Annotated in this window: 28 protein-coding genes; 8 read left to right on the forward strand and 20 right to left on the reverse strand. The window is 72.1% G+C overall.

Annotation, left to right across the window (positions count from 1 at the left end; genetic code table 11):
* The first annotated feature begins 19 nt into the window (after nt 1-19).
* Together ACZ4UV_RS01400 and ACZ4UV_RS01405 are read left to right on the forward strand one after the other, a co-directional pair.
* Nucleotides 20-1,234, forward strand: coding sequence for a CaiB/BaiF CoA transferase family protein (locus ACZ4UV_RS01400; RefSeq protein ID WP_467836454.1), 1,215 nt, complete (start codon nt 20-22; stop codon nt 1,232-1,234).
* Nucleotides 1,231-2,052, forward strand: coding sequence for an HpcH/HpaI aldolase/citrate lyase family protein (locus tag ACZ4UV_RS01405; protein ID WP_451015804.1), 822 nt, complete (start codon nt 1,231-1,233; stop codon nt 2,050-2,052). The genes ACZ4UV_RS01400 and ACZ4UV_RS01405 overlap by 4 nt, the downstream gene beginning before the upstream one ends.
* Before the next feature lie 156 nt (nt 2,053-2,208).
* On the opposite strand, the gene lgt is transcribed toward ACZ4UV_RS01405, so the two are convergent.
* The 11 genes from lgt to hisI all read right to left on the reverse strand — a co-directional run bounded on the left by lgt (nt 2,209) and on the right by hisI (nt 11,202).
* On the reverse strand, nt 2,209-3,168 hold the full coding sequence (lgt, locus tag ACZ4UV_RS01410) for a prolipoprotein diacylglyceryl transferase (protein WP_451015805.1): 960 nt from the start codon (nt 3,166-3,168) through the stop codon (nt 2,209-2,211).
* Between the two features lie 91 nt (nt 3,169-3,259).
* Nucleotides 3,260-4,036 (reverse strand): DsbA family protein, encoded by a 777-nt coding sequence (locus ACZ4UV_RS01415; RefSeq protein ID WP_390038165.1) that lies wholly within the window; start codon nt 4,034-4,036, stop codon nt 3,260-3,262.
* 103 nt (nt 4,037-4,139) lie between these two features.
* On the reverse strand, nt 4,140-4,958 hold the full coding sequence (gene trpA, locus ACZ4UV_RS01420; RefSeq protein WP_451015806.1) for a tryptophan synthase subunit alpha: 819 nt from the start codon (nt 4,956-4,958) through the stop codon (nt 4,140-4,142).
* Nucleotides 4,955-6,238 carry a tryptophan synthase subunit beta gene (gene trpB, locus ACZ4UV_RS01425; protein WP_451015807.1) on the reverse strand — a complete coding sequence of 428 codons (1,284 nt, stop codon included), beginning with the start codon at nt 6,236-6,238 and terminating at the stop codon, nt 4,955-4,957. The genes trpA and trpB overlap by 4 nt, the downstream gene beginning before the upstream one ends.
* Before the next feature lie 109 nt (nt 6,239-6,347).
* Nucleotides 6,348-6,518 carry a tryptophan biosynthesis modulator TrpM gene (gene trpM, locus ACZ4UV_RS01430; RefSeq protein WP_366358037.1) on the reverse strand — a complete coding sequence of 57 codons (171 nt, stop codon included), beginning with the start codon at nt 6,516-6,518 and terminating at the stop codon, nt 6,348-6,350.
* Nucleotides 6,519-6,539: 21 nt separating this feature from the next.
* Complete coding sequence (gene trpC / locus ACZ4UV_RS01435) at nt 6,540-7,349, reverse strand: indole-3-glycerol phosphate synthase TrpC (protein ID WP_390038159.1); 810 nt, start codon at nt 7,347-7,349, stop codon at nt 6,540-6,542.
* Nucleotides 7,350-7,496: 147 nt separating this feature from the next.
* Nucleotides 7,497-7,946, reverse strand: a complete 450-nt coding sequence (locus ACZ4UV_RS01440; RefSeq protein ID WP_351489485.1) for a DUF2752 domain-containing protein — start codon at nt 7,944-7,946, stop codon at nt 7,497-7,499.
* A 76-nt stretch (nt 7,947-8,022) separates the two neighbouring features.
* Nucleotides 8,023-8,289, reverse strand: a complete 267-nt coding sequence (locus ACZ4UV_RS01445; RefSeq protein WP_467835230.1) for an HGxxPAAW family protein — start codon at nt 8,287-8,289, stop codon at nt 8,023-8,025.
* A 286-nt stretch (nt 8,290-8,575) separates the two neighbouring features.
* Nucleotides 8,576-9,220: a TIGR02234 family membrane protein gene (locus ACZ4UV_RS01450; protein ID WP_467835232.1), complete on the reverse strand. Its 645-nt coding sequence runs from the start codon at nt 9,218-9,220 to the stop codon at nt 8,576-8,578.
* 51 nt (nt 9,221-9,271) lie between these two features.
* Complete coding sequence (locus ACZ4UV_RS01455) at nt 9,272-10,750, reverse strand: anthranilate synthase component I (RefSeq protein WP_390038153.1); 1,479 nt, start codon at nt 10,748-10,750, stop codon at nt 9,272-9,274.
* Between the two features lie 11 nt (nt 10,751-10,761).
* Nucleotides 10,762-11,202, reverse strand: coding sequence for a phosphoribosyl-AMP cyclohydrolase (gene hisI, locus ACZ4UV_RS01460; protein WP_390038653.1), 441 nt, complete (start codon nt 11,200-11,202; stop codon nt 10,762-10,764).
* Nucleotides 11,203-11,275: 73 nt separating this feature from the next.
* Between hisI and ACZ4UV_RS01465 the strand changes: the two genes are divergently transcribed.
* Together ACZ4UV_RS01465 and ACZ4UV_RS01470 are read left to right on the forward strand one after the other, a co-directional pair.
* Nucleotides 11,276-11,911 (forward strand): TIGR03085 family metal-binding protein, encoded by a 636-nt coding sequence (locus tag ACZ4UV_RS01465; RefSeq protein ID WP_467835235.1) that lies wholly within the window; start codon nt 11,276-11,278, stop codon nt 11,909-11,911.
* A 10-nt stretch (nt 11,912-11,921) separates the two neighbouring features.
* Nucleotides 11,922-12,320, forward strand: a complete 399-nt coding sequence (locus tag ACZ4UV_RS01470) for a VOC family protein (protein WP_390038149.1) — start codon at nt 11,922-11,924, stop codon at nt 12,318-12,320.
* Between the two features lie 4 nt (nt 12,321-12,324).
* Here the strand turns inward: ACZ4UV_RS01470 and hisF are convergent, their stop codons facing one another.
* The 8 genes from hisF to hisD are packed head-to-tail and all read right to left on the reverse strand — an operon-like array spanning nt 12,325 to nt 18,030.
* Nucleotides 12,325-13,080, reverse strand: coding sequence for an imidazole glycerol phosphate synthase subunit HisF (gene hisF / locus ACZ4UV_RS01475; RefSeq protein WP_351489501.1), 756 nt, complete (start codon nt 13,078-13,080; stop codon nt 12,325-12,327).
* Nucleotides 13,077-13,481: a RidA family protein gene (locus ACZ4UV_RS01480; protein ID WP_391377265.1), complete on the reverse strand. Its 405-nt coding sequence runs from the start codon at nt 13,479-13,481 to the stop codon at nt 13,077-13,079. Before ACZ4UV_RS01480 ends, hisF begins: the two co-directional genes overlap by 4 nt.
* Complete coding sequence (gene priA, locus ACZ4UV_RS01485; RefSeq protein ID WP_351489507.1) at nt 13,478-14,203, reverse strand: bifunctional 1-(5-phosphoribosyl)-5-((5-phosphoribosylamino)methylideneamino)imidazole-4-carboxamide isomerase/phosphoribosylanthranilate isomerase PriA; 726 nt, start codon at nt 14,201-14,203, stop codon at nt 13,478-13,480. The genes ACZ4UV_RS01480 and priA overlap by 4 nt, the downstream gene beginning before the upstream one ends.
* Nucleotides 14,200-14,850, reverse strand: coding sequence for an imidazole glycerol phosphate synthase subunit HisH (gene hisH, locus ACZ4UV_RS01490; RefSeq protein WP_451017097.1), 651 nt, complete (start codon nt 14,848-14,850; stop codon nt 14,200-14,202). Before hisH ends, priA begins: the two co-directional genes overlap by 4 nt.
* A complete protein-coding gene (locus ACZ4UV_RS01495; RefSeq protein ID WP_351489512.1) occupies nt 14,841-15,005 on the reverse strand; it encodes a hypothetical protein in 165 nt (54 codons plus the stop codon). Before ACZ4UV_RS01495 ends, hisH begins: the two co-directional genes overlap by 10 nt.
* Nucleotides 15,006-15,008: 3 nt before the next feature.
* The gene (hisB, locus tag ACZ4UV_RS01500) at nt 15,009-15,602 is read right to left on the reverse strand and encodes an imidazoleglycerol-phosphate dehydratase HisB (RefSeq protein ID WP_028422551.1); all 594 of its coding nucleotides are present in this window, start codon (nt 15,600-15,602) and stop codon (nt 15,009-15,011) included.
* Nucleotides 15,599-16,708, reverse strand: coding sequence for a histidinol-phosphate transaminase (locus ACZ4UV_RS01505; RefSeq protein WP_351489553.1), 1,110 nt, complete (start codon nt 16,706-16,708; stop codon nt 15,599-15,601). Before ACZ4UV_RS01505 ends, hisB begins: the two co-directional genes overlap by 4 nt.
* Complete coding sequence (hisD, locus tag ACZ4UV_RS01510; RefSeq protein WP_451017098.1) at nt 16,705-18,030, reverse strand: histidinol dehydrogenase; 1,326 nt, start codon at nt 18,028-18,030, stop codon at nt 16,705-16,707. Before hisD ends, ACZ4UV_RS01505 begins: the two co-directional genes overlap by 4 nt.
* 247 nt (nt 18,031-18,277) lie before the next feature.
* On the opposite strand from hisD, the gene ACZ4UV_RS01515 reads away from it, so the two are divergent.
* The 4 genes from ACZ4UV_RS01515 to ybaK all read left to right on the forward strand — a co-directional run bounded on the left by ACZ4UV_RS01515 (nt 18,278) and on the right by ybaK (nt 22,345).
* Nucleotides 18,278-19,855: an oxidoreductase gene (locus ACZ4UV_RS01515; protein WP_451017099.1), complete on the forward strand. Its 1,578-nt coding sequence runs from the start codon at nt 18,278-18,280 to the stop codon at nt 19,853-19,855.
* Nucleotides 19,856-20,006: 151 nt separating this feature from the next.
* Complete coding sequence (locus tag ACZ4UV_RS01520) at nt 20,007-21,071, forward strand: hypothetical protein (RefSeq protein WP_467835242.1); 1,065 nt, start codon at nt 20,007-20,009, stop codon at nt 21,069-21,071.
* An 11-nt stretch (nt 21,072-21,082) separates the two neighbouring features.
* On the forward strand, nt 21,083-21,823 hold the full coding sequence (locus tag ACZ4UV_RS01525; protein ID WP_351489521.1) for an LON peptidase substrate-binding domain-containing protein: 741 nt from the start codon (nt 21,083-21,085) through the stop codon (nt 21,821-21,823).
* A gap of 15 nt (nt 21,824-21,838) precedes the next feature.
* A complete protein-coding gene (gene ybaK, locus ACZ4UV_RS01530) occupies nt 21,839-22,345 on the forward strand; it encodes a Cys-tRNA(Pro) deacylase (protein ID WP_390038132.1) in 507 nt (168 codons plus the stop codon).
* Nucleotides 22,346-23,007: 662 nt separating this feature from the next.
* Here ybaK and ACZ4UV_RS01535 read toward each other — a convergent pair.
* On the reverse strand, nt 23,008-23,664 hold the full coding sequence (locus ACZ4UV_RS01535) for an AAA family ATPase (RefSeq protein WP_351489526.1): 657 nt from the start codon (nt 23,662-23,664) through the stop codon (nt 23,008-23,010).
* Nucleotides 23,665-23,670: the final 6 nt, after the last annotated feature.

Below are 23,670 nucleotides of genomic sequence, written 5' to 3' on the forward strand. Positions count from 1 at the left end.
GGCACCCACAGGTCAGGCGATGCACCCCCAGTCCCCGCCCACGCCCCCGTCCGCACCCCTCACCGGTCTGCGCGTCCTCGATCTGGCCACGCTCTTCGCCGGTCCCCTCGCCGCCACCCTGCTCGGTGACTTCGGCGCCGAGGTCGTCAAGGTCGAGCACCCCGCCAAGCCCGACCCCTCCCGGGGCCACGGCCCGGCCAAGCAGGGCGTGGGCCTGTGGTGGAAGCTGCTCGGCCGCAACAAACGCACCCTCACCCTCGACCTGTCCAAGCCCGGCGGCCGTGCCACGCTCCTCCGGCTGGCCGCCACCGCCGATGTGATCATCGAGAACTTCCGCCCGGGCACCCTGGAGAAGTGGGACCTCGGCTGGGAGGAGCTGTCCGCCGCCAACCCGCGCCTGGTGCTGACCCGGGTCACCGCCTTCGGCCAGTTCGGCCCCTATGCCCACCGCCCCGGCTTCGGCACCCTCGCCGAGGCGATGAGCGGCTTCGCGGCGATCACCGGCGAACCGGACGCCCCGCCGACGCTGCCTCCGTTCGGCCTCGCCGACTCCATCGCGGCGCTGGCCACCGCGTACGCCGTGATGACCGCGCTCGCGGCCCGGGACCGCACCGGCGAGGGCCAGGTCGTCGACATGGCGATCATCGAGCCGATCCTGGCCGTCCTCGGCCCCCAGCCCACCTGGTACGACCAGCTCGGCTACGTCCAGGCACGCACCGGCAACCGGTCCGCCAACAACGCCCCGCGCAACACCTACCGCACGGCGGACGGCAGCTGGGTCGCCGTCTCCACCTCGGCCCAGTCGATCGCCGAACGCGTGATGTGGCTGGTCGGACGGCCGGAGCTGATCGACGAGCCGTGGTTCGCGACCGGGGCCGGCCGGGCCGCGCACGCCGACGTCCTCGACGCGGCCGTCGGCGGCTGGGTCGCCACCCGCTCCCGCGCCGAGGTGCTGGCCGAGTTCGAGAAGGCGGAGGCGGCCGTGGCGCCGATCCAGGACGTACGGGACGTCATGGCGGACCCCCAGTACCAGGCGCTGAACACGATCACGACCGTCCCCGACCCCGACCTGGGCCCCCTGCGCATGCAGAACGTCCTGTTCCGGCTCTCGGCCACCCCGGGCGCGATCCGCTGGACCGGCCGCCCGCACGGCGCCGACACGGAGGAGGTCCTGGCCGAGCTGGGCCTGACCCCGGCCCAGGTACGGGCCCTGCGCGCGGAGGGCGCCGTATGACCACGGTGCCGTTCCCCCTGACCTGGCTGTACGTCCCCGGCGACCGGCCGCATGTCGTCGCCAAGGCGCTGGCCTCCGGAACCGACGTGGTGGTGATCGACCTGGAGGACGCGGTCGCCCCCGACCGCAAGGACTACGCCCGTGAGGCCACCGCCGACCTCCTCGCCCACCCCCAGCCGGTCCCGGTCCACGTCCGGGTCAACGCCCTGGACACCCCCTGGGCACGGACCGACATCCACGCCCTCCGCTCCCTCCCGGGCCTCGCCGGCCTCCGCCTCCCGAAGGTCACGAGCCCCGAGGACATCCGCCACCTCGCGGCCCGCACCGCCGCCCTCCCCCTCTACGCCCTGCTCGAATCGGCCCTCGGCATCGAACACGCCTACGCCATCGCGGCCGCACACCCCGCCCTGCGGGGCATCTCCCTGGGCGAGGCGGACCTACGGGCCGACCTGGGGGTACGGGACGACATCGGCCTCGACTGGTCCCGTTCCCGGATCGTGGTCGCCGCGCGGGCGGCGGGCCTCGCCCCACCGCCCCAGTCGGTCCACCCCGACACCCGCGACCTCAACGGCCTCGCCGCCTCCTGCGCCCACGGCCGCGCCCTGGGCTTCCTGGGCCGCGCCGCGATCCACCCCCGGCAGCTTCCGATCATCGAACGGGCCTACCTCCCCACCGAGGCCGAACTCGAACAGGCGGAAACGGTCATCAAGGCAGCCACCACGGAACAGGGCGCCCAGGCCCTCCCCGACGGCAGCTTCATCGACGCGGCGGTGGTGGCGGCAGCCCGCAGAACCCTCTCCCTGCTGAACCGCCGCTGACCTCTTCCGCCCGCCGGTAACCTCTTTCAGCCGCAACGGCGAGAACCCCGACGGCGCTCTCCGGCGGTGCCTGACCCAGCGCAACCCTCATGGCCTCGCACACGAAGAGGGCGCCCGGTTCGATCCCGGGCGCCCTCTTCGTCGTACGGCAGCAGGTCAGCTCTTCTTGGTCCCCGACCCGGCCTCGTCCTTCACCTCGTCGGAGGTGTCGTCCTCGGCCCCGTCGCCGGAGGCCTCCGCCTCAACGGCCTCACCAGCACCGTCTGCCTCACCGTCGGAGACACCCTCACCGTCAAAAACGCCCGGCTCGACCACCGTCTCCCGGCCCGGCCGCTTCTTCGCGGAGACCACGATGTACAGCACCGCGAGCAGGAACACGATCATCGCGGTCCAGTCGTTGAGCCGCAGGCCGAGGATGTGGTGGGCGTCGTCGACGCGCATGTACTCGATCCAGCCGCGGCCCACGCAGTACGCCGCGACGTACAGGGCGAAGGCCCGCCCGTGCCCGAGCTTGAAGCGGCGGTCGGCCCAGATGACCAGGAAGCCGACTCCGATGCACCACAGCGACTCGTAGAGGAAGGTCGGGTGGTAGTAGCCGGGAACGCGGCCACCCTCGGAGGAGGTGATGTGCAGCGCCCACGGGACATGGGTCTCGCGGCCGTAGAGCTCCTGGTTGAACCAGTTGCCCCAGCGGCCGATCGCCTGGGCGAAGGCGATGCCGGGGGCGATGGCGTCGGCGTAGGCCGGCAGCGGGATGCCCCGACGCCGGCAGCCGATCCAGGCGCCCACCGCACCGAGCGCGATCGCGCCCCAGATGCCGAGGCCGCCCTGCCAGACCTTGAACGCGTCGACCCAGTCACGGCCCGCGCTGAAGTACAGCTCGTAGTCCGTGATCACGTGGTACAGACGCCCGCCGACCAGGCCGAACGGTACGGCCCAGACCGCGATGTCGGCCACGGTCCCGGCCCGCCCGCCCCGGGCGATCCAGCGCTTGTTGCCGAGCCAGACGGCTACGAAGACACCGATGATGATGCAGAACGCGTAGCCGCGCAGCGGGATGGGTCCGAGGTGGATCACTCCGCGCGACGGGCTGGGAATGTAGGCAAGTTCTTCCATGGCAGGGTCGACGCTACCGTGCCGGACCGGGCCGACGGCAACCAGCCCGGCTACGGCTCCATAACGGGGGCGTGAGAAACGCTTACCCCCTTTACTGCTTGTTCGCGTCCTCGACCAGCTGCTTCAGCTTGGCCGGGGTCATGGTCTGGTCCTGGTAGATGTTCTTGCCGTCGAGCAGGACGGTCGGCGTGCCGTCGAACTTGGCCGCCTGGAAGGCCTGGTTGGACTTGACGACCCAGGAGTTGTGCGTGCCGTCCTTGACGCACTTCTGGAACGCCGGTGTGTTCAGCCCCTGGACCTTGCCGGCCAGCTCGATCAGCTTGTCGTTGCTCGCGAAGGCGTCGTCGGTCTCCTTCGGCTGGTTCTCGTACAGCACGTCGTGGAAGTCACGGAACTTCCCGGCGTCCTGGGCGCAGGCCGCCGCGTTGGCCGCGTTCCGGGAGCCGCTGCCGCCGAGGTTGCCGTCGATCAGCGTGACCAGGTGGTACTCGATTCTGAGCTGCCCGGCGTCGACCAGCTCGTGGAGCGTCGGGCGGTACGCCGTCTCGAAGGCCTGGCAGGCCGGGCAGCGGAAGTCCTCCCAGACGGTGAGCGTCGCCTTGGCGCCGTCCTTGCCGACCGGGATCGCGAGGCTGTCCTTGCCCTGTGCGCCGGAGGGCGCCACGACCGGGCCGGAGCTCGCGCTGGTCTTGTCCTTGCCCGAGTTCGCGGCGATCACGCCGATCACCGCCGCCAGCCCCAGGACGCAGACGACGGTCGCGCCCACGATCAGCGCGCGCCGTCGCTTGTCCGCGGCCCGCTGCTTCTCGCGCTCGGCCGCCAGCCGCTCCCGGGCCATCCGCTTTCCGTCACGATTCTTCTCGCTCACACCCCCAGAACGAACCGGGGAGGCGCAGCGCGCCTCCCCGGTCCCAGGTCCACCCGTTCGAGTGACCGAATGTTCCGTTGTGTCCGGCGGTACCCCGGTGGGTCTACGCCTGTCCGCGCACGCCCTTCGCCAGGTCCCCGGCGAGTTCGCGGACGGCCGCGACGCCGGCCGCGTGGTCCGGCGCGTCCAGCATCCGCTTCACGAAGGCCGAACCGACGATCACGCCGTCGGCGAAGCCGGCGACCTCGGCGGCCTGGGCCGCGTTGGAGACGCCGAGACCGACGCAGACGGGCAGCCCGGTGCCGGTGGCCCGGGTGCGCTCGACCAGGTTCTGCGCCTGCGCCCCGACCGATTCCCGCGTACCGGTGACGCCCATCAGCGAGGCCGCGTAGACGAACCCGCTGCCCGCCGCCGTGATCGTCGCGAGCCGTCCGTCCTTGCTGCTCGGCGCCACGACGAAGACCGTCGCGAGGCCGTGCTTCTCGGCGTGCTCCCTCCAGAGGGCCGATTCCTGCACCGGCAGGTCGGGGAGGATGCAGCCCGCGCCGCCGGCCTCGGCGAGCTCCGCGGTGAAGCGTTCGACGCCGTAGCGGTCGATGGGGTTCCAGTACGTCATGACGAGGATCGGCTTGCCGGTGGCCTCGTGGGCCTCCTTGACCGTGCGCATGACGTCCGCGATCCTCACCCCGCCGCGCAGGGCGATGTCGTCGGCGGTCTGGATGACCGGACCGTCCAGGACCGGGTCGCTGTGCGGCAGCCCGACCTCGACGACGTCCGCGCCGCCGTCCAGGGCGGCCTTGATCGCCTCGATGCCGCCGTCCACGGTCGGGAACCCGGCCGGGAGATAGGCGATGAGCGCAGCGCGGCCCTCGGCCTTGGCGGCGGCCAGGGTCTCGTCCAGCAGCTGAATGTTCCCGCTCACTTGGCGTCCCCCTCGATCTCGGCGGTGTCGGCGGCGTCGGCCGCGACCTCGGCGTCGGTGTCGTACAGGCCGAAGTAACGCGCGGCGGTGTCCATGTCCTTGTCGCCGCGGCCGGACAGGTTGACGACGATCAGCCCGTCCGTGCCGAGTTCCCTGCCGACCTCCAGGGCGCCGGCGAGGGCGTGGGCGCTCTCGATGGCCGGGATGATGCCCTCGGTGCGGGAGAGCAGGCGCAGCGCCTGCATGGCCGCGTCGTCGGTGACCGCGCGGTACTCGCCGCGGCCGGAGTCCTTGAGGTACGAGTGCTCGGGGCCGATACCGGGGTAGTCCAGACCGGCCGAGATCGAGTACGGCTCGGTGATCTGGCCCTCGTCGTCCTGGAGGACGTAGGACCGGGAGCCGTGCAGGATGCCGGGCTCACCGGCGGTGAGGGTGGCCGCGTGCTCGCCGGTCTCGATGCCGTGGCCGGCCGGCTCGCAGCCGATCAGGCGGACGCCCTCGTCGGGGATGAAGGCGTGGAAGAGGCCGATGGCGTTGGAGCCGCCGCCGACGCAGGCGATCGCGGCGTCGGGGAGCCGGCCGGCCCGCTCCAGGAGCTGGCGGCGGGCCTCGACGCCGATGACCCGGTGGAAGTCGCGGACCATCGCCGGGAAGGGGTGCGGTCCGGCGACCGTACCGAAGAGGTAGTGGGTGTGGTCGACGTTGGCCACCCAGTCGCGGAACGCCTCGTTGATGGCGTCCTTGAGCGTGCGGCTGCCGGACTTCACGGCGATGACCTCGGCGCCGAGCATCCGCATCCGGGCCACGTTGAGGGCCTGGCGCTGGGTGTCGATCTCGCCCATGTAGATGGTGCAGTCGAGGCCGAACAGGGCGCAGGCGGTGGCCGTGGCGACGCCGTGCTGGCCGGCGCCGGTCTCCGCGATCACCCGGGTCTTTCCCATGCGCTTGGTGAGCAGGGCCTGGCCGAGCACGTTGTTGATCTTGTGCGAGCCGGTGTGGTTGAGGTCCTCGCGCTTGAGGAAGATCCGGGCGCCGCCCGCGTGTTCCGCGAAGCGGGGGACCTCGGTGAGGGAGCTGGGGCGGCCGGTGTAGTTGACCAGGAGGTCGTCGAGCTCGCGGGCGAACTCGGGGTCGTGCTTGGCCTTGTCGTACTCGACGGCGACCTCGTCCACGGCGGCGACGAGGGCCTCCGGGATGAACTTGCCGCCGAACGCGCCGAAGTAGCCCTCGACGCTGGGCACCTGGCCGGTGGGGTCAGGGAAGAAGAAATCGCTGGGCATGCGAAAACCTCACGGTGAGTGTGTGGAAAAAGACACTGTTCGCCGTGGGGGCGGAGATATGTCCGATGGCTGCGAGCCGTCAGTGGTTGCTCGCGCAGTCCCCGCGCCCCTACAGGGCGCGCTGCCATCGACGGCCGTTCACCTGTCCCGGTTCGTCGCCGATGACGTAGCGGACGCGGCGGCCGTGGACCCGGCGGGCCGGCGCACGGCAACCACGGGGCCGGCAGCCGCGCGCGAGGCGGGCGTACCGGTCCACTGTCGTCGTCACCGTGAGAGTCATCGGGTTCAGCCTAGCGGGTGATCAGCTCCGGCCGTGCCGGAGCGCGGGGTGTTCGCCCGCCGCCACCAGGTCGGCCACCGCCGACTTGGGGTCGCGGCCCGTGACCAGGGACTCGCCGACCAGGACCGCGTCGGCGCCCGCGTTGGCGTACGCGATCAGGTCGTGCGGGCCACGGACGCCGGACTCGGCGACCTTGACGACGTGGGCGGGGATCTCGGGGGCGACCCGCTCGAAGGTGGAGCGGTCGACCTCCAGGGTCTTCAGGTTGCGCGCGTTGACACCGATCACCTTGGCGCCGGCGTCCACCGCGCGCTCGACCTCGTCCTCGTCGTGGACCTCGACGAGCGGGGTGAGGCCGATGGACTCGGCGCGTTCGATCAGCGACTCCAGGGCCGGCTGGTCGAGGGCGGCGACGATCAGCAGCGCGAGGTCGGCACCGTACGCGCGGGCCTCCCACAGCTGGTACGACGTGACGATGAAGTCCTTGCGGAGCACCGGGATGTCCACCCGGGCCCGGACCGCCTCCAGGTCGGCCAGCGAGCCGCCGAAACGGCGCTGCTCGGTCAGGACCGAGATGACGGCCGCGCCGCCCGCCTCGTAGTCCGCGGCGAGCCCGGCCGGGTCGGCGATCGCGGCCAGCGCGCCCTTGGACGGGCTGGAGCGCTTCACCTCACAGATGACCTTGACGCCCTCACCGCGCAGCGCTGCCACGCCGTCCTTGGCGGCCGGCGCCTTCGCCGCGCGCTCCTTGAGCTCGTCGAGGCTGACGCGCGCCTGCCGTTCCGCGAGGTCGGCACGGACTCCGTCGATGATCTCGTCGAGCACACTCACGCGAGCGGCCCCCTTCCGGACGGTTCTTCCAGGCGGTCAAAAACCCATGGGCCGAAAACTCATGGTCACTGCGATGGTATCCGGAGGACGGGGTAGGCCTCACATCCGGTTGACGCCGGTCCCAGTACCTGGACATCCACCAGTTGATCAAGGATGCAACCAGCCACCGAAGGGCAGGTTCCGGACAACGGTGAAGACCAGGAGCAACACGCCCAGGCTCCACATCTGCACCGGCCTGAGCTCGATCCTGGCGGGCCGGCCGCGCACCGCGCGCGCCACCCAGACGGTCCAGACCACGGCGAAGGCCAGATAGGCGAGGACGCCCGCCGCGTTGTCACGCAGCGCGGCCAGGAAGTCGCCGTGGATGAAGGCATGCGCGCTGCGCAGGCCGCCGCAGCCGGGGCAGTACAGGCCGGTGAGCCGGTAGAGCGGGCAGACCGGGTAGTGACCGGGCTGGTTGGGGTCGACGCTGCCGACGTAGGCGAAGGCTCCGACGACGGCGCCCAGCACGGAGACGGGCACGGCCAGCCGGCCCCGGAGGGAGGGCGTCACCGGTGGGGCGGCTGCGCTGTGGCTGTCGGCGTTCACGCCTCGCATTGTGCCCCGTACGGTCGGCACACGCGCGCGAGGGGCGCCCCGATGTCTTGGGGCGCCCCTCGGGAAACCGTGCGGGTCAGCTCTCGGCGGCGACCGGCTCGCGGGTGGCGGCCGGGGCGGTGGTGGTGCTGTACACGAGCGCGCCGCTCTCCTTCGGCTGGCCGAGGCCCATGGAGCGCATGATCATGCCGACCACGCCACCGAGGAGCACGATCGCCATGCCGGCCCAGAAGCCCACCGGCTGCGCCATCACCATGAAGGCGCCCGAGACGCAGAAACCGATGAAGGCGATGGTGACGCCGGTCCAGGCGGCCGGGGTGTGACCGTGGCTGCTGCCCGCCATGACTTGCTCCTCATTGCTGGTACGTGTCGTACGGGCCCGAGCTCGTACGTGTCCTTCCGGACGCTCGCCCTCCATTGTCCCGTACCCACAGTGGTGCCAGGAGCTGGGGTGGCGTCTGATTCGCCACATCGGCTGATTCGCCACATCGCTTCTCAGCGTCCGGCTTTTCAGCGCCCCGTAGGGGCGCTGGGGGTACCCCCGGCCGAAGGCTGGGGGAGGAACTGCGCGACCAGCCCCCACCGGCCCTCAGCCGACCGACGACCTGTCACGGTGCCCCGGCGAAGCCTCACGCGCCAGTCGGGTCCTCGCCCCGGTCGAGCGCCTTCCAGATGTCCTCCGGCCGGTCGGGATCGACCGGCTTCGGCGCCCGCCGCGGCCGCTCCGCCCCCGGCCCGCGCTCGTAGCGGCCGGACATGGCCGGCCACAGCCGCCCGTAGCGCAGCGCCAGCAGCCCGGCGACCAGGATGAGCGCGCCGCCGGCCGCGGCGACGTACGGCCAGCCGGTATGGCTGAGCGCGGCGACCGTCGCGGACGTGTCGCCGCTGGCCTCGGCGGCCTTCTCGTCGAGCGCCGAGCCGTCGGACGCCCCCAGCAGGGCCGCGGCGACGATGCCGGCGCCGGAGAGCGCGAGGAGGCCGGAGACCAGGAAGCGGCCGGCCTTGCGGACGGCGAAGACGGCGACGAGCGCGGCGAGGCCCACTATGGCGAGGGCCGCGGGGACGCCCGTGACGTCGCTGCCCTTGGCGGTGAGCGGGAAGTCGCCGCCGGCCACCGTGGCGGTGCCCTCCGCCCAGCGCTGCCGGGTGGACAGCAGGGCCACGGCCGCGCCGAGCGCGCCGAAGAGCAGCGCGACGGCGAGGCTGCGGCGGCCGGACCGGGCGGGTTCGGCGGCTTCGGAAGAGGGGTGAGGAACAGCAGTCACGTACTCCACTATCGCCTGAACCCCGCACGAACGGTCACCCGGGGTCGGGTGATAAGCGCCCTACTTGCCCAGTCTGTTGGCCGTGTGCACCGCTCGCAGGACCGCCGCCGCCTTGTTGCGGCACTCCTGGTCCTCGGCGACCGGGTCGGAGTCGGCGACGATGCCGGCGCCGGCCTGGACGTACGCCGTGCCGCCGCGGAGCAGGGCGGTGCGGATGGCGATGGCGGTGTCGGAGTCGCCGGCGAAGTCGAGGTAGCCGACGCAGCCGCCGTACAGCCCCCTTCTGGACGGCTCCAGTTCGTCGATGATCTGCATGGCCCGGGGCTTGGGGGCGCCGGAGAGGGTGCCGGCCGGGAAGCAGGCGGTGAGGACGTCGAAGGCGGTGCGGCCGTGGGCGACCTTTCCGGTGACCGTCGAGACGATGTGCATGACGTGCGAGTACCGCTCGACGGACATGAAGTCGACGACCTCGACGGAGCCGGGCTCGCAGACCCGCCCCAGGTCGTTGCGGCCGAGGTCGACGAGCATCAGGTGCTCGGCGCGCTCCTTGGGGTCGGCCATCAGCTCGTCGGCGAGGGCCTGGTCCTCCTGCGGGGTGGCCCCGCGCGGCCGGGTGCCGGCGATGGGGTGCACCATGGCCTGCCCGTCCTCGACCTTGACGAGGGCCTCCGGGCTGGATCCCACGACGTCGAAGCCGTCGAAGCGGAAGAGGTACATGTACGGCGACGGGTTGGTGGCCCTCAGGACGCGGTAGACGTCCAGCGCGCTCGCCGTGCACGGCGTCTCGAAGCGCTGGGAGGGGACGACCTGGAAGGCCTCGCCCGCGCGGATGCGCTCCTTGACGTCCTCGACGGCCGTCTGGAAGTCGGGGCCGCCCCACAGGGCGGTGTACTCGGGGAGCTCGGAGGGCGGCAGGACGGCGGGCGGCTGGGCGACCGGGCGGGAGAGGTCCGCCTCCATGGCGTCCAGACGGGCCACGGCGTCGGCGTGGGCCTCGTCGACGCCGGTGTCGAGGTCGTTGTGGTTGATCGCGTTGGCGATCAGCAGGACCGAGCCCTCCCAGTGGTCCATGACGGCGAGGTCGCTGGTGAGGAGCATGGTCAGCTCGGGGAGCCGGAGGTCGTCGCGCTCCCCCGGGCCGATCTTCTCCAGGCGGCGCACGATGTCGTAGCCGAGGTAGCCGACCATGCCGCCGGTGAAGGGCGGCAGGTCCTGGGCGTGGGGGGTGTGCAGGGCCTCGATGGTGGCGCGGAGGGCGGCCAGCGGGTCGCCGTCGACGGGCACGCCGACGGGCGGGGTGCCGAGCCAGTGGGCCTGGCCGTCGCGGGCCGTCAGGGTCGCCGCGCTGCGGACGCCCACGAACGAGTACCGGGACCATGAGCGGCCGTTCTCGGCGGACTCCAGCAGGAAGGTGCCGGGGCGCTCGGCGGCGAGCTTGCGGTAGAGCGCGACCGGGGTGTCGCCGTCGGCGAGGAGCTTGCGGGTGACCGGGATGACACGCCGGTCGGTCGCGAGCTTGCGGAAGGTCTCGAGGTCCATGGCGGCAGACCTTACTGATCGGAGGCGGGTACGCCGGAATCGGTGCCCTCGTGGCCGTGCTCGACGTCCTTGAGGAGCACGTCGGCGTCGAAGCAGGTGCGGTCGCCGGTGTGGCAGGCGGCGCCGACCTGGTCGACCCTGACCAGCACGGTGTCGGCGTCGCAGTCGAGGGCGACCGACTTCACCCACTGGAAGTGACCGGAGGTGTCGCCCTTGACCCAGTACTCCTGGCGGCTGCGCGACCAGTAGGTGCAGCGGCCGGTGGTGAGGGTCCGGTGCAGCGCCTCGTCGTCCATCCAGCCGAGCATCAGCACCTCGCCGGTGTCGTACTGCTGGGCGATGGCGGGCAGGAGTCCGTCGGCGCTCCGCTTGAGGCGGGCGGCGATCTCCGGGGCGAGGCCACTGGACGGGGGCGTGCCCGTCGTACCGGTCGTACTGGTCATGGGTGCCATTGTGCCGCGCGACACCGACAGTCACAGTCCGTGTCCACTGTCCGGACGGTGCGTGTGGTCGTAGGCTGGCGGTATGTCGACCTTCGCCAAGCGTGAACGGCTCCTGCTCGCCGACCTCTTGGAGACCGCCGGTCCCGAGGCGCCGACCCTCTGCGAGGGCTGGGTGACCCGTGATCTGGCCGCGCACGTGGTGGTGCGCGAGCGCCGGCCGGACGCGGCCGGGGGCACGATGATCAAACAGCTGGCGCCGCGCCTCGAGAAGGTGACGGCCGAGTTCGCGGCGAAGCCGTACGAGGAGCTCATCCAGCTGATCCGCACCGGTCCGCCGCGGTTCTCGCCGTTCCAGCTCAAGCAGGTGGACGAGGCGGCCAACACCGTCGAGTTCTACGTGCACACCGAGGACGTCCGCAGGGCCCAGCCGGACTGGTCGCCGCGGGAGCTGGACCCGGTCTTCCAGGAAGCCCTCTGGACCCGCCTGGAGCGCACCGCCCGGCTGCTCGGCCGGGGCCTGCCCACGGGCCTGGTGCTGCGCCGCCCGGACGGCCAGACGGCGGTCGCCCATCGCGGCGCCCCCGTGGTGACGGTGACCGGCGAGCCCTCCGAGCTGCTGATGTTCGCGTTCGGCCGGCAGAGCACGGCGAAGGTCGAGGTGTCCGGCGACGAGAACGCGATCGCCAAGCTGCAGGAGTCCAAGAAGCTGGGCATCTGAGGGGCTCCCGGTGATCAGGGTCGCGATGACGAGCGTGTACGTGGACGACGTGCCGAAGGCGCACGCGTTCTACACGGGCGTCCTCGGCTTCGAGACCCGTACCTGCCTGGACCCGGGCGACGGCACCCTGTTCGTCACGGTGGGCGCCCCGCAGGGCGCCCAGCCGGACCTCCAGCTCCTGCTGGAGCCCGGCGAGGGCCCCCTCGCGGACCCGTACCGCAAAGCCGTCTACGCGGCGGGGCTCCCGGCCATCGTCTTCTCCGTGGACGACATCCGCTCGGAGTACGACCGCCTGCGCACGCTGGGCGTCCGCTTCCCCCATGAACCGCAGGACCAGGGTCCGGTACTCGCCGCCGTCCTGGACGACACGGTCGGCAACCTGATCCAGCTGACCCAGCCGAAGGGCTAGCCGCTCACCGCACCGGGTGTCCCGCCTCGCGCAGTGTCTGCTTCACCTGGCCGATCCTCAGGTCGCCGAAGTGGAAGACGGAGGCGGCGAGGACCGCGTCCGCGCCCGCGGTGACGGCCGGGGGGAAGTGGGAGAGGGCGCCGGCCCCGCCGGAGGCGATGACCGGGACCGTGACGTGCTTGCGGACGGCGGTGATCATCTCCAGGTCGTAGCCGTCCTTGGTGCCGTCCGCGTCCATCGAGTTGAGCAGGATCTCGCCCGCGCCCAGCTCGGCGGCGCGGTGGGCCCACTCGACGGCGTCGATGCCGGTGCCCCGGCGGCCGCCGTGGGTGGTGACCTCGAAGGATCCCGATTCCGTGCGGCGGGCGTCGACCGAGAGGACCAGGACCTGGCGGCCGAAGCGTTCCGCGATCTCGCGGATCAGGTCCGGGCGGGCGATGGCCGCCGTGTTGACGCCCACCTTGTCGGCACCGGCGCGCAGGAGCTTGTCGACGTCCTCCGCGGTACGGACACCGCCGCCGACCGTCAGGGGGATGAAGACCTGCTCGGCCGTGCGGCGGACCACGTCGTACGTGGTCTCCCGGTTGCCGGAGGACGCGGTGATGTCCAGGAAGGTCAGCTCGTCGGCGCCCTCCGCGTCGTACACCTTGGCCATCTCGACCGGGTCGCCCGCGTCGCGCAGGTTCTGGAAGTTGACGCCCTTGACGACCCGGCCGTTGTCCACGTCCAGGCAGGGGATGACTCGGACCGCCAGGGTCATGAATCCACGGCTCCTCTGTATGCCTCTAGCTCTGCCTCGACCAGGATGCGCGGGTCGACGAAGCCGGTCACCACGACGAACGTGGTCACCGGGCGCACCCGGTCGAAGACCTCCTTGTGGGCGCGTCCCACCGCGTCCATGTCGCGCGCGTGCGCGAGGAACAGGCGGGTGCGGATCACCGACTCCGGTCCGAGCCCGAACTCGGCGATCGCCTCCAGGGCGGTGGCGAAGGCCACCCTGGCCTGCTCGTACGGGTCGCCCTCCCCGTACAGCACGGTGCCCTTGAAGGACGTCGTACCGCCCACCACCACGCGGTCGCCCGCCGCGACGGCGCGGGCGAAACCGAAGCTCTCCTCCCAGGGACTTCCGCTCTGCACGCGCCGTACGGCATCGGACGTCATCGTGACACTGCCTCCAGTGCTTCTTCCAAGGTGAACGCCTTGGCGTACAGGGCCTTTCCGACGATGGCGCCCTCGACACCGAGGGGTACCAGGTCGGCCAGCGCCCGGAGGTCGTCCAGCGACGACACGCCGCCGGAGGCCACGACCGGCCGGTCCGTCGCCGCGCACACGTTGCGCAGCAGCTCCAGGTTCGGACCCTGGAGGGTGCCGTCCTTGGCGATGTCGGTGACGACGTAGCGGGCGCAGCCCTCCTTGTCGAGGCGGGCGAGCGTCTCGTAGAGGTCGCCGCCGTCGCGGGTCCAGCCGCGGCCCCTGAGGGTCGTACCGCGCACGTCCAGGCCGACGGCGATCTTGTCGCCGTGCTCGGCGATGACCTTGGCGACCCACTCCGGGGTCTCCAGGGCGGCCGTGCCCAGGTTCACCCGGGTGCAGCCGGTGGCGAGGGCCGCGGCGAGGGTGGCGTCGTCGCGGATGCCGCCGGACAGCTCGACCTTGATGTCCATCGCCCCGGTGACCTCGGCGACCAGCGCGCGGTTGTCGCCGGTGCCGAACGCCGCGTCCAGGTCGACCAGGTGCAGCCACTCGGCGCCCGACCCCTGCCAGGCGAGGGCCGCCTCCAGAGGGGAGCCGTAGGAGGTCTCGGTCCCGGACTCGCCGTGCACGAGGCGGACGGCCTGGCCGTCGCGGACGTCGACGGCGGGGAGGAGTTCGAGCTTGCTCACAGTGTTCCGATCCAGTTGGTGAGGAGCTGGGCGCCGGCGTCGCCGGACTTCTCGGGGTGGAACTGGGTGGCCCACAGGGCGCCGTTCTCCACGGCGGCCACGAACGGCTTGCCGTGCGTCGACCAGGTCACGAGCGGGGCCCGCAGCGCGGCGTTGTGCGTCTCCAGCGCCCAGTCGTGGACGGCGTAGGAGTGCACGAAGTAGAAGCGCGCGTCGGCGTCCAGGCCGGCGAACAGCTCGGAGCCGGCCGGCACGTCGACGGTGTTCCAGCCCATGTGCGGGACGATCTCGGCCTGGAGCGGCTCCACCGAGCCGGGCCACTCGTCGAGGCCCTCGGTCTCCACGCCGTGCTCGATGCCCCGCGCGAACAGGATCTGCATGCCGACGCAGATGCCCATCACCGGGCGCCCGCCGGACAGCCGGCGGTCGATGATCCAGTCCCCGCGCGCGCCGCGCAGGCCCTCCATGCAGGCGGCGAAGGCGCCGACACCGGGCACCAGCAGGCCGTCCGCGTTCATGGCCTTGTCGAAGTCACGGGTGATCTCGACGTCGGCCCCGGCGCGGGCGAGGGCGCGCTCGGCGGACCGGATGTTACCGAAGCCGTAGTCGAAGACGACGACCTTCTTCGTGGATCCGCTCAATTCCACACCTCCAGCCTCATGACGCCCGCCACCAGGCACAGTGCGGCGCTGATCGAGAGCAGCACGATCAGGCTGGTGGGCATCTTCTGCTTGACGAAGGAGATGATCCCGCCGACCAGGAAGAGTCCGACGACGATCAGTATGGTCGAGAGGCCGTTCATCGCTTACAGCGCGCCCTTCGTCGAGGGGAGGATGCCGGCCGCGCGCGGGTCGCGCTCGGAGGCGTAGCGCAGCGCCCTCGCGAGCGCCTTGAACTGGCACTCCACGATGTGGTGCGCGTTGCGCCCGTACGGCACGTGCACGTGCAGGGCGACCTGCGCCTGCGCCACGAAGGACTCCAGGATGTGCCGGGTCATGGTGGTGTCGTACTCGCCGATCATCGGCGCCATGTTCTCCGGCTCGGTGTGCACGAGGTACGGGCGGCCGGACAGGTCGACCGTGACCTGGGCGAGGGACTCGTCCAGCGGGACCGTGCAGTTGCCGAAGCGGTAGATGCCGACCTTGTCGCCGAGGGCCTGCTTGAAGGCGGCGCCGAGGGCGAGGGCGGTGTCCTCGATGGTGTGGTGCGAGTCGATGTGCAGGTCGCCGTCGGTCTTCACGGTGAGGTCGAACAGACCGTGCCGGCCGAGCTGGTCGAGCATGTGGTCGTAGAAGCCGACGCCGGTGGCGATGTCGGTCTTGCCGGTGCCGTCGAGGTCGATCTCGACGAGGACCGAGGTCTCCTTGGTGGTGCGCTCCACGCGCCCTACGCGGGTCATGCGTCCAGCTCCTTCTTGACTTCACGTACCGCGTCGAGGAACGCGTCGTTCTCTTCGGGGGTTCCGGCGGACACCCGCAGGAAGCCGGGCACGCCGTTGTCCCGGACGAGGACTCCCCGGTCGAGGATCTGCTGCCACACCGCGTGCGGGTCCTCGAACCGCCCGAACTGCACGAAGTTGGCGTCGGACTCGGTGACCTCCAGGCCCGCCGCGCGCAGTTCGGCGACCAGCCGGTCCCGCTCGGCCTTCAGCTGCTCGACGTACTTCAGCAGCGTGCCGGTGTGCTCCAGGGCGGCCAGCGCGGTCGCCTGGGTGATCGCCGACAGGTGGTACGGCAGCCGTACGAGCTGTACGGCGTCCACCACCGCGGGGTGGGCGGCGAGGTAGCCGAGGCGCAGACCGGCCGCGCCGAAGGCCTTCGACATGGTGCGGGAGACGACGAGATTCGGCCGACCTTCGAGCAGCGGCAGCAGCGAGGCGCCGTGGCTGAACTCGATGTAGGCCTCGTCGACCACCACCATCGACGGCTTGGCGGCCTGGGCGGCCTCGTAGAGCGCGAGGACCGTCTCGGCCGGTACCGCGTTGCCCGTGGGGTTGTTGGGGGTGGTGACGAAGACGACGTCCGGCTTGTGCTCGGCGATGGCCGCCGAGGCCGCCCCGACGTCGAGGGTGAAGTCCTCGTTGCGGGGGCCGGAGATCCAGCGGGTGCCGGTGCCACGCGAGATGAGCGAGTGCATCGAGTACGACGGCTCGAAGCCCATCGCCGTACGACCGGGTCCGCCGAAGGTCTGCAGCAGCTGCTGGATGACCTCGTTGGAGCCGTTGGCCGCCCACACGTTCTCGACGGAGAGCGGGTGGTTGCCGGTCTTCGTCAGGTACTTGGCCAGCTCGGTGCGGAGCTGGACCGCGTCCCGGTCGGGGTAGCGGTTCAGGTCCCGGGCGGCCTCGCGCACCCGCTCGGTGATCCGCTCGACCAGCGGTTCGGGCAGCGGGTAGGGGTTCTCGTTGGTGTTCAGCCGTACGGGGACGTCCAACTGGGGCGCGCCGTAGGGGGACTTGCCGCGCAGCTCGTCCCGTACGGGGAGATCGTCGATGCCGAAGCTCACTTGCTCGTCGGTACCTTCCATCCGAACCTCGCCTTGATCGCCGCGCCGTGCGCGGGCAGGTCCTCGGCCTCCGCAAGCGTGACCACGTGGTGCGCGACCTCGGCCAGCGCGTCCTTCGTGTAGTCGACGATGTGGATGCCGCGCAGGAAGGACTGGACGGAGAGCCCGGAGGAGTGGCAGGCACAGCCGCCGGTGGGCAGCACGTGGTTGGACCCGGCGGCGTAGTCGCCGAGGGAGACCGGCGCCCAGGGCCCGATGAAGATCGCGCCCGCGTTCTTCACCCGGTCGGCCACTGCGGCGGCGTCGGCCGTCTGGATCTCCAGGTGTTCGGCGCCGTACGCGTCGACGACCCGCAGGCCCTCCTCGACGCCGTCGACCAGGACGATCGCGGACTGCCGGCCCTCGAGGGCGGGGACGATCCGGTCCTCGACGTGCCTGGTGGCCGCGACCTGCGGCTCCAGCTCCTTCTCGACCGCGTCGGCGAGCTCGACCGAGTCGGTGACCAGGACGGCGGCGGCCAGCGGGTCGTGCTCGGCCTGGCTGATCAGGTCGGCGGCGACGTGCACCGGGTCGGCGGTGGCGTCCGCGAGGACGGCGATCTCGGTGGGGCCCGCCTCGGCGTCGATGCCGATCTTGCCGGTGAAGTAGCGCTTGGCGGCGGCCACCCAGATGTTGCCGGGGCCGGTGACCATGTCGGCGGGCGGGCAGGACTCGGTGCCGTACGCGAACATCGCGACGGCGGTGGCGCCGCCGGCCGCGTACACCTCGTCGACGCCGAGCAGGGCGCAGGCGGCGAGGATGGTCGGGTGCGGCAGGCCCCCGAACTCGGCCTGCGCCGGGGAGGCGAGGGCGATCGACTCGACGCCGGCCTCCTGCGCGGGCACCACGTTCATGACCACGGAGGACGGGTAGACCGACCGGCCGCCGGGCGCGTAGAGCCCGACGCGCTCCACGGGCACCCACTTCTCGGTCACGGACCCGCCCGGCACGACCTGGGTGGTGTGGGTCGTACGGCGCTGCTCGCGGTGGACGAGACGGGCGCGCCGGATGGACTCCTCCAGGGCCGCGCGCACGGCCGGGTCGAGCTCGTCCAGCGCCTTGGCCAGGGCCTCGGCCGGGACCCGGACCTGCTCCAGCGTGACCCCGTCGAACTTCTCGGCGAAGTCGATCAGCGCCGCGTCGCCCCGATGATGCACGGCCTCGCAGATCGGACGCACCTTCTCCAGGGCGGCCGAGACGTCGAAGTCGGCTCGGGGCAGCAGGTCGCGCAGGGCGGGGCCCTCAGGAAGGGCGTCGCCGCGCAGATCGATTCGGGAGATCACGGAATCAATTCTCTCAGACGGCACTCGGGGCCCGTCCGCGCGTATCAATGGCTGATACAGAACGTGAGCCGACGGCTGCACCCGTCGCCGGTCCGTGGCCGATACGCGACGCGGGGCAACGGCCGGTACATAGCCTGGCCGGAACCCGGAAGATCACCTTCACCAACTGTGTTCGCGATCTCACGCACCGGGCATCACCGGTTGTACCGAACATGACCCGCGAGTAGTTGAGGAAGAAGGAAAAGCCGTGACCGAGGGGGACGGCGTCCGGGACGGGGATCTGCCGGACGATCTGACCGCGGCCGAGGCCGGTATGTGGCAGGCGTTCCGCAACGGCAGCGTGTACGACCTGAGCAGCGGCGACCTGCACGTGGACGATCCGCACGGCGGCCACCCGTGGGGTCCCGAGCGGACCGTGCGGGCCCGGATCGTGTGCTGGCTGCTGCTCGACGGGCCGCCCGCGCTCGCCGGCCGGGTGTCCTCGCTGAAGCTGGTCGGCGTCCGGATCACCGGCCCCCTGGACCTGGCGGGCGGCACGGTCCTGCCGTACATGGAGCTGCGCGGCTGCCGGTTCGACGACGAGATCCTGCTGCCGGAGGCGCACTTCACGACCGCGCGGTTCGTGGACTGCGCGGCGCCGCGCCTGGAGGCGGCCCGGCTGCACACGGAGGGTGACCTGCATCTGCCGCGCTGCCGCTTCCTCGGCGGGGTCCGGCTGACCGACGCGCACATCGGCACCGATCTGCTGCTGAACCAGGCGGTGGTGTACCGGGACCGCAGCGGGCGGTCGATCGCGGCGGACGGCATGACCGTGGGCCAGGACCTGCAGGCGGAGCTCCTGGAGACGCACGGGGAGCTGAGTCTGCGCAGCGCCAAGGTGGGCGTCTCGCTGAGCCTGCGCGGGGCGCGGCTGCGCAACCCGGACGGGCGGTTCGCGCTGAACGCGCCCCAGCTGACGGTCGGCCGGACCCTGTACCTGACCCCGGCCGGGGTGGGCGGCCCCTGGCAGAGCGGGACGACCCCGGCGCGCGGGACGCGGATCCAGCGGTTCGAGTGCCAGGGCGGGATACGGCTGGACGACGGGCGGTTCGGGGACGCCATCGACCTGGAGCGGGCCCGGTTCACCTTCACGGACGACCAGCAGCTGTCGCTGCGCCGGGTGCAGGCGCCGGAGCTGCGGTTCCTCGGCGAGGAGCCGCAGCTCGGTGGGGTGCTGCTGTCCGGCGCCCGGGTGGTCAACCTGGTCGACCGGGCGACCAGCTGGCCGGGCCCGGGTCGGCTGCACATGGGCGGCTTCGCCTACGAGAACCTGGTGCCGCAGGGCCCGTTCCCGCTGACCCGGCGACTGGACTGGGTGGCGGCGGCGACCGCCGAGTACAACCCGGAGCCGTACGAGCGGCTGGCGGCCGTGCTGCGGGCCGCCGGCGAGGACGAGGACGCCCGTGAGGTGCTGCTCGCCAAGCAGCGGCGGCGCCGCGAGACGCTGCCGCCGGCCGCCAAGGTCTGGGGCTACGCGCAGGACCTGACGGTGGCCTACGGCTACCGGCCGGGCCGGGCGGCGGTGTGGATGGCGGTGCTGTGGGCGGCGGGCACGCTCGCGTTCGCGCACGCCCCGCATCCGCCGATGAACTCGGGCGGCCACCCGGCCTGGGATCCGGCGCTGTTCGTCCTGGACCTGCTGCTGCCGGTGATCGACCTGGGGCAGGTCGGCCAGTGGCGGCTCACCGGCGGCTGGCAGTGGGCGGCGGCGGCGATGATCCTGCTGGGCTGGATCCTGGCGACGACCGTGGCGGCGGGGGCGACGAGGCTGCTGAGGCGGGGGTGACCACCGGTGCCGCCGGGCAGCCGAGTGACTCCGCCGACAGGCACCGAACAGGTGAGCAATAGTCACCTTTTACCCGTCCTTGACCGGCGGGCATACAACTTTCATGGAGTTGGCCATACCGTCTGGCGCTGCGCCGACCTGCGGACTTTCAATGGTCAACGCCATGGCTTCGCTGCGCGCGCTCTTCCGTTCCGCTCGGAGGGCAACGAACGCTTCGCCTCTCTCCGCCGGACCGCTCCCGGGCGACGACGAGGTGTTCCTCGACGCGCCCGACGACCGGCTCGCCCCCGCGCTGGTCGCGGCCGGCCGGGGCGAGTACGAGCCCGCCGCGAAGCTGCTGGCCGGCACCCGGGGCGCGGCCGAGTGGGAGGAACGCGACCGGTACGTGCACCGGCTCGCCCTCTTCGCCCGCTCCCGCGCCGAGTGGCTCGGCCAGTGGTCCGCGGCCGCCCCGCACGACCCGGACGTGCTGCTGGTCCAGGCCCAGCTCGCGGTGGACCGGTCCTGGGACTCCCCGGCCCGCGCGGAGCTCCTGCGCCCGCTCAGCCCGCTGATCACGGCGGCCGCGCGCGGTGACGACCGGGACCCGGTGCCGTGGCGGATCGCGCTCGACCACGCCCGGGGGACGAACGCCGGCCACCGGTATTTCGAGGAACTGTGGGAGGCGGCGGTCCGCCGCGCCCCGCACCACTACGGCTGCCATGTGGCGGCGCTGCGCTATCTGGGCACGTACTGGCACGGCTCGCACCACGAGTGCTTCGACTTCGCCGACCTGGCCGCGATGGACGCCCCGCCGGACTCGCTCGTCCAGGCCCTGCCGGCCCGCGCGGCCTTCGCCTACCTCACCGACGGCTGCGGACCCGAGGTGCCGCGGGCCCGCCTGGACGCGGCGGTGGACCGGGCGATCGCGCTCTCCGCGCGGTTCCCGGCGGCCGACACCTGGCCGGCCGAGATCCGCAACAAGCTGATGTACCTGCTGGTCCGCCTGGAGCGCTGGGAGGCCGCCCGCACCCAGCTGCGCCTGATCGGCCCGTACGTCACGTCCTTCCCCTGGGGCCGGCTCTCCGACGACCCGCTGAGCCAATTCGTACGCCTGCGCGCCCACCTGCTGGCCGGTACGGAACCGCTCCCCGAGGCCGTGCTGATCCCCTCGCCGAGGGCCGCGGGGCGCCCACGGGCCGAGCACGGCGGACATGTTCCCGCCGATGACCACTAGGCTGTGGCGCCGTGACCACCGTCCGTCTCCCTCTCTTCCCGCTGAACTCGGTACTGTTCCCGGGGCTGGTGCTGCCGCTGAACGTCTTCGAGGAGCGCTACCGCGCCATGATGCGCGACCTGCTGAAGACGCCCGAGGAAGAACCACGCCGGTTCGCCGTCGTGGCGATCCGCGACGGCCACGAGGTGGCGCCGAGCGCGCCGGGCATGCCGGACCCGACGGCGCAGCCCGACCGGGGCCCGGCGGCCGGCTTCGGACCCGACCCCCTCAAGTCCTTCCACCGGGTGGGCTGCGTGGCGGACGCGGCGACGATCCGAGAGCGGGCGAACGGCACGTTCGAGGTGCTGGCCACCGGGACGAACCGGGTGCGTCTGGTCTCCGTCGACGCGTCGGGCCCGTTCCTGACGGCGGAGCTGGAGGAGCTGACGGAGGAGCCGGGCGACGAGGCCGGCGCGCTGGCCGAGGGCGTCCTGCGGGCCTTCCGCCAGTACCAGAAGCGCCTGGCGGGCGCGCGGGAACGCTCGCTCTCCACGGGCGTCGACCTGCCCGACGAGCCGTCCGTCGTCTCCTACCTGGTCGCGGCCGCGATGATGCACGACACCCCCACCAAGCAGCGCCTCCTCCAGGCCCCCGACACGGCGTCCCGCCTCCGCGACGAGCTGAAACTCCTTCGCTCCGAGACGGCGATCATCCGTAACCTGCCGTCACTGCCCGCGGCGGAGCTGACGCGGTCGCCGACGAGTCTGAACTGAGCCGGGGTTTCCTGAATGCCGAAGAAGTCGAAGAAGCAGCAGTCCGGCGGCGGGGGCACCCCGGCGACGGTGGCCCTGACCACGGCGGGCGTGGACTTCACGGTCCACTCCTACGACCACGACCCCGCCCACCCGTCCTACGGCGAGGAGGCGGCCGAGGCGATGGGTGTGTCCCCCGACCGCGTCTTCAAGACCCTCGTCGCGGACGTCGACGGCGCGCTCACGGTCGCCGTCGTCCCCGTGGCGGGCAGCCTGGACCTCAAGGCCCTGGCCACGGCGGTCGGCGGCAAACGCGCAGCGATGGCGGACCCGGCCCTGGCCGAGCGCACGACGGGCTACGTCCGCGGCGGCATCTCCCCGCTGGGCCAGCGCAAGAAGCTCCCCACGGTCCTGGACGCCTCCGCGTCGGCCCACCCCACGATCTGCGTCTCGGCGGGCCGCCGCGGCCTGGAGGTGGAACTCGCCCCGACCGCCCTCGCAACCCTCACGAACGCGACCCTGGCCCCCATCGGCCGTGCGTGACCTCTCGACGAACTCTCCGTGGTCGGTTAAGTACGGAAGACATGTCGAAGAAGACACGGAAAAGAAAGTGGCGCCTGAAAAAGCGCCGCGCGAACCACGGTCGCCGTCCGGCATAGGCGCATGGGGGGGCGCCGGGCCTCACGAGGTTCCCCGCGCCCCCTGCAAGTGCGGTGCCGCAGCCCACGCCCACGGACGCCGGGTGACAGCCCGACCGCGGGCCGTCGGAGCTGGTCGCGGCGCCCCTGACGGCGCCTGCACACAGAGCCCCGGGCAGCAGGCCGACTGCAGGCCGTCGGGACCTGGTCGCGCAGTTCCCCGCGCCCCTGACTCTGCTGCCGCGGCCCCCGCTCACCGGTCACCGAACACTGCTTGCAACCGCCACGCGTTTGAGGACGAGAGCCGCTCGTCACCACATCTCAGCCCGCCCGGCGCTCGAGGACGACTACCGAACGGCACCCCCTCCCAGCCCACCCAGCCCAGCCCACCCAGCGCTCAAAGACGACAACCGGGCGACACCCCCTCCCAGCCCGTCCGGCGTTTGAGGACGAGGCCGTGTTCAGGCCGAAGCGGGGGTTCGGGGGCGGCAGCCCCCGTGGCGGGCGGTCGAAGGGGGCCCACCCCCTGGAGGATGGGACGGGTAGGGGCGGCGGGGGCGGGACAAACTAGGCCGGTGGAGCGGCGTACGGGCCGTCCTCGTACGGGGGCTCCGGGTCGCGCGGGCCGAACAGCGCCATCAAGCCCAGATGGACCACCAGCGCCGACAACGACCACGCCAGCAACGCCCCCTTCGCCCCGAGCTTCAGCGGCGCGGAGAACGTCACCCCCTTGCCCACGGCCTTCGCATGGGCGATCACATCCTGCTCCGGCCCCAGCCACACCCCGAGCCGCCAGGCCAGGAGAGACCCGAGCAGCCCCCCGACCCCCAGCGCCACCACCAGCGGCACACCCCCACGCCGCCGCCAAAGAAACACCACGACCGCGCTCACTACCCCGAACGCCAGCGCCAGTAGCGTGAACGTTCCGTCCACCCCCGCCGCCTGCTCCCCCTCGCTGTCCTTGAGGTAGACCGCCCAGCTCTTGCCGGACTGGTCTCCCACCAGCGGCACGTGCGGCGCCAGCCACAGCCACAGCAGCCCGAGCAGCACCCCGCTCACCGCCACCGCGACGGCGATCACGGCGCCTTCCCGCAGTTCGGTCTTCATCCCGGGACCGTCCTGTCCGTACTCCCCCGCGGCCTCCCCGGCAGGCGGCGGAGCCTGCCAGGCCTGATGCGAGGACTGGTCGTGCGGCGGCGGAGGCGGCGTCAACGGTGCGGTCACGATGCC

The organism is Streptomyces sp. NPDC028289 (assembly GCF_055565975.1).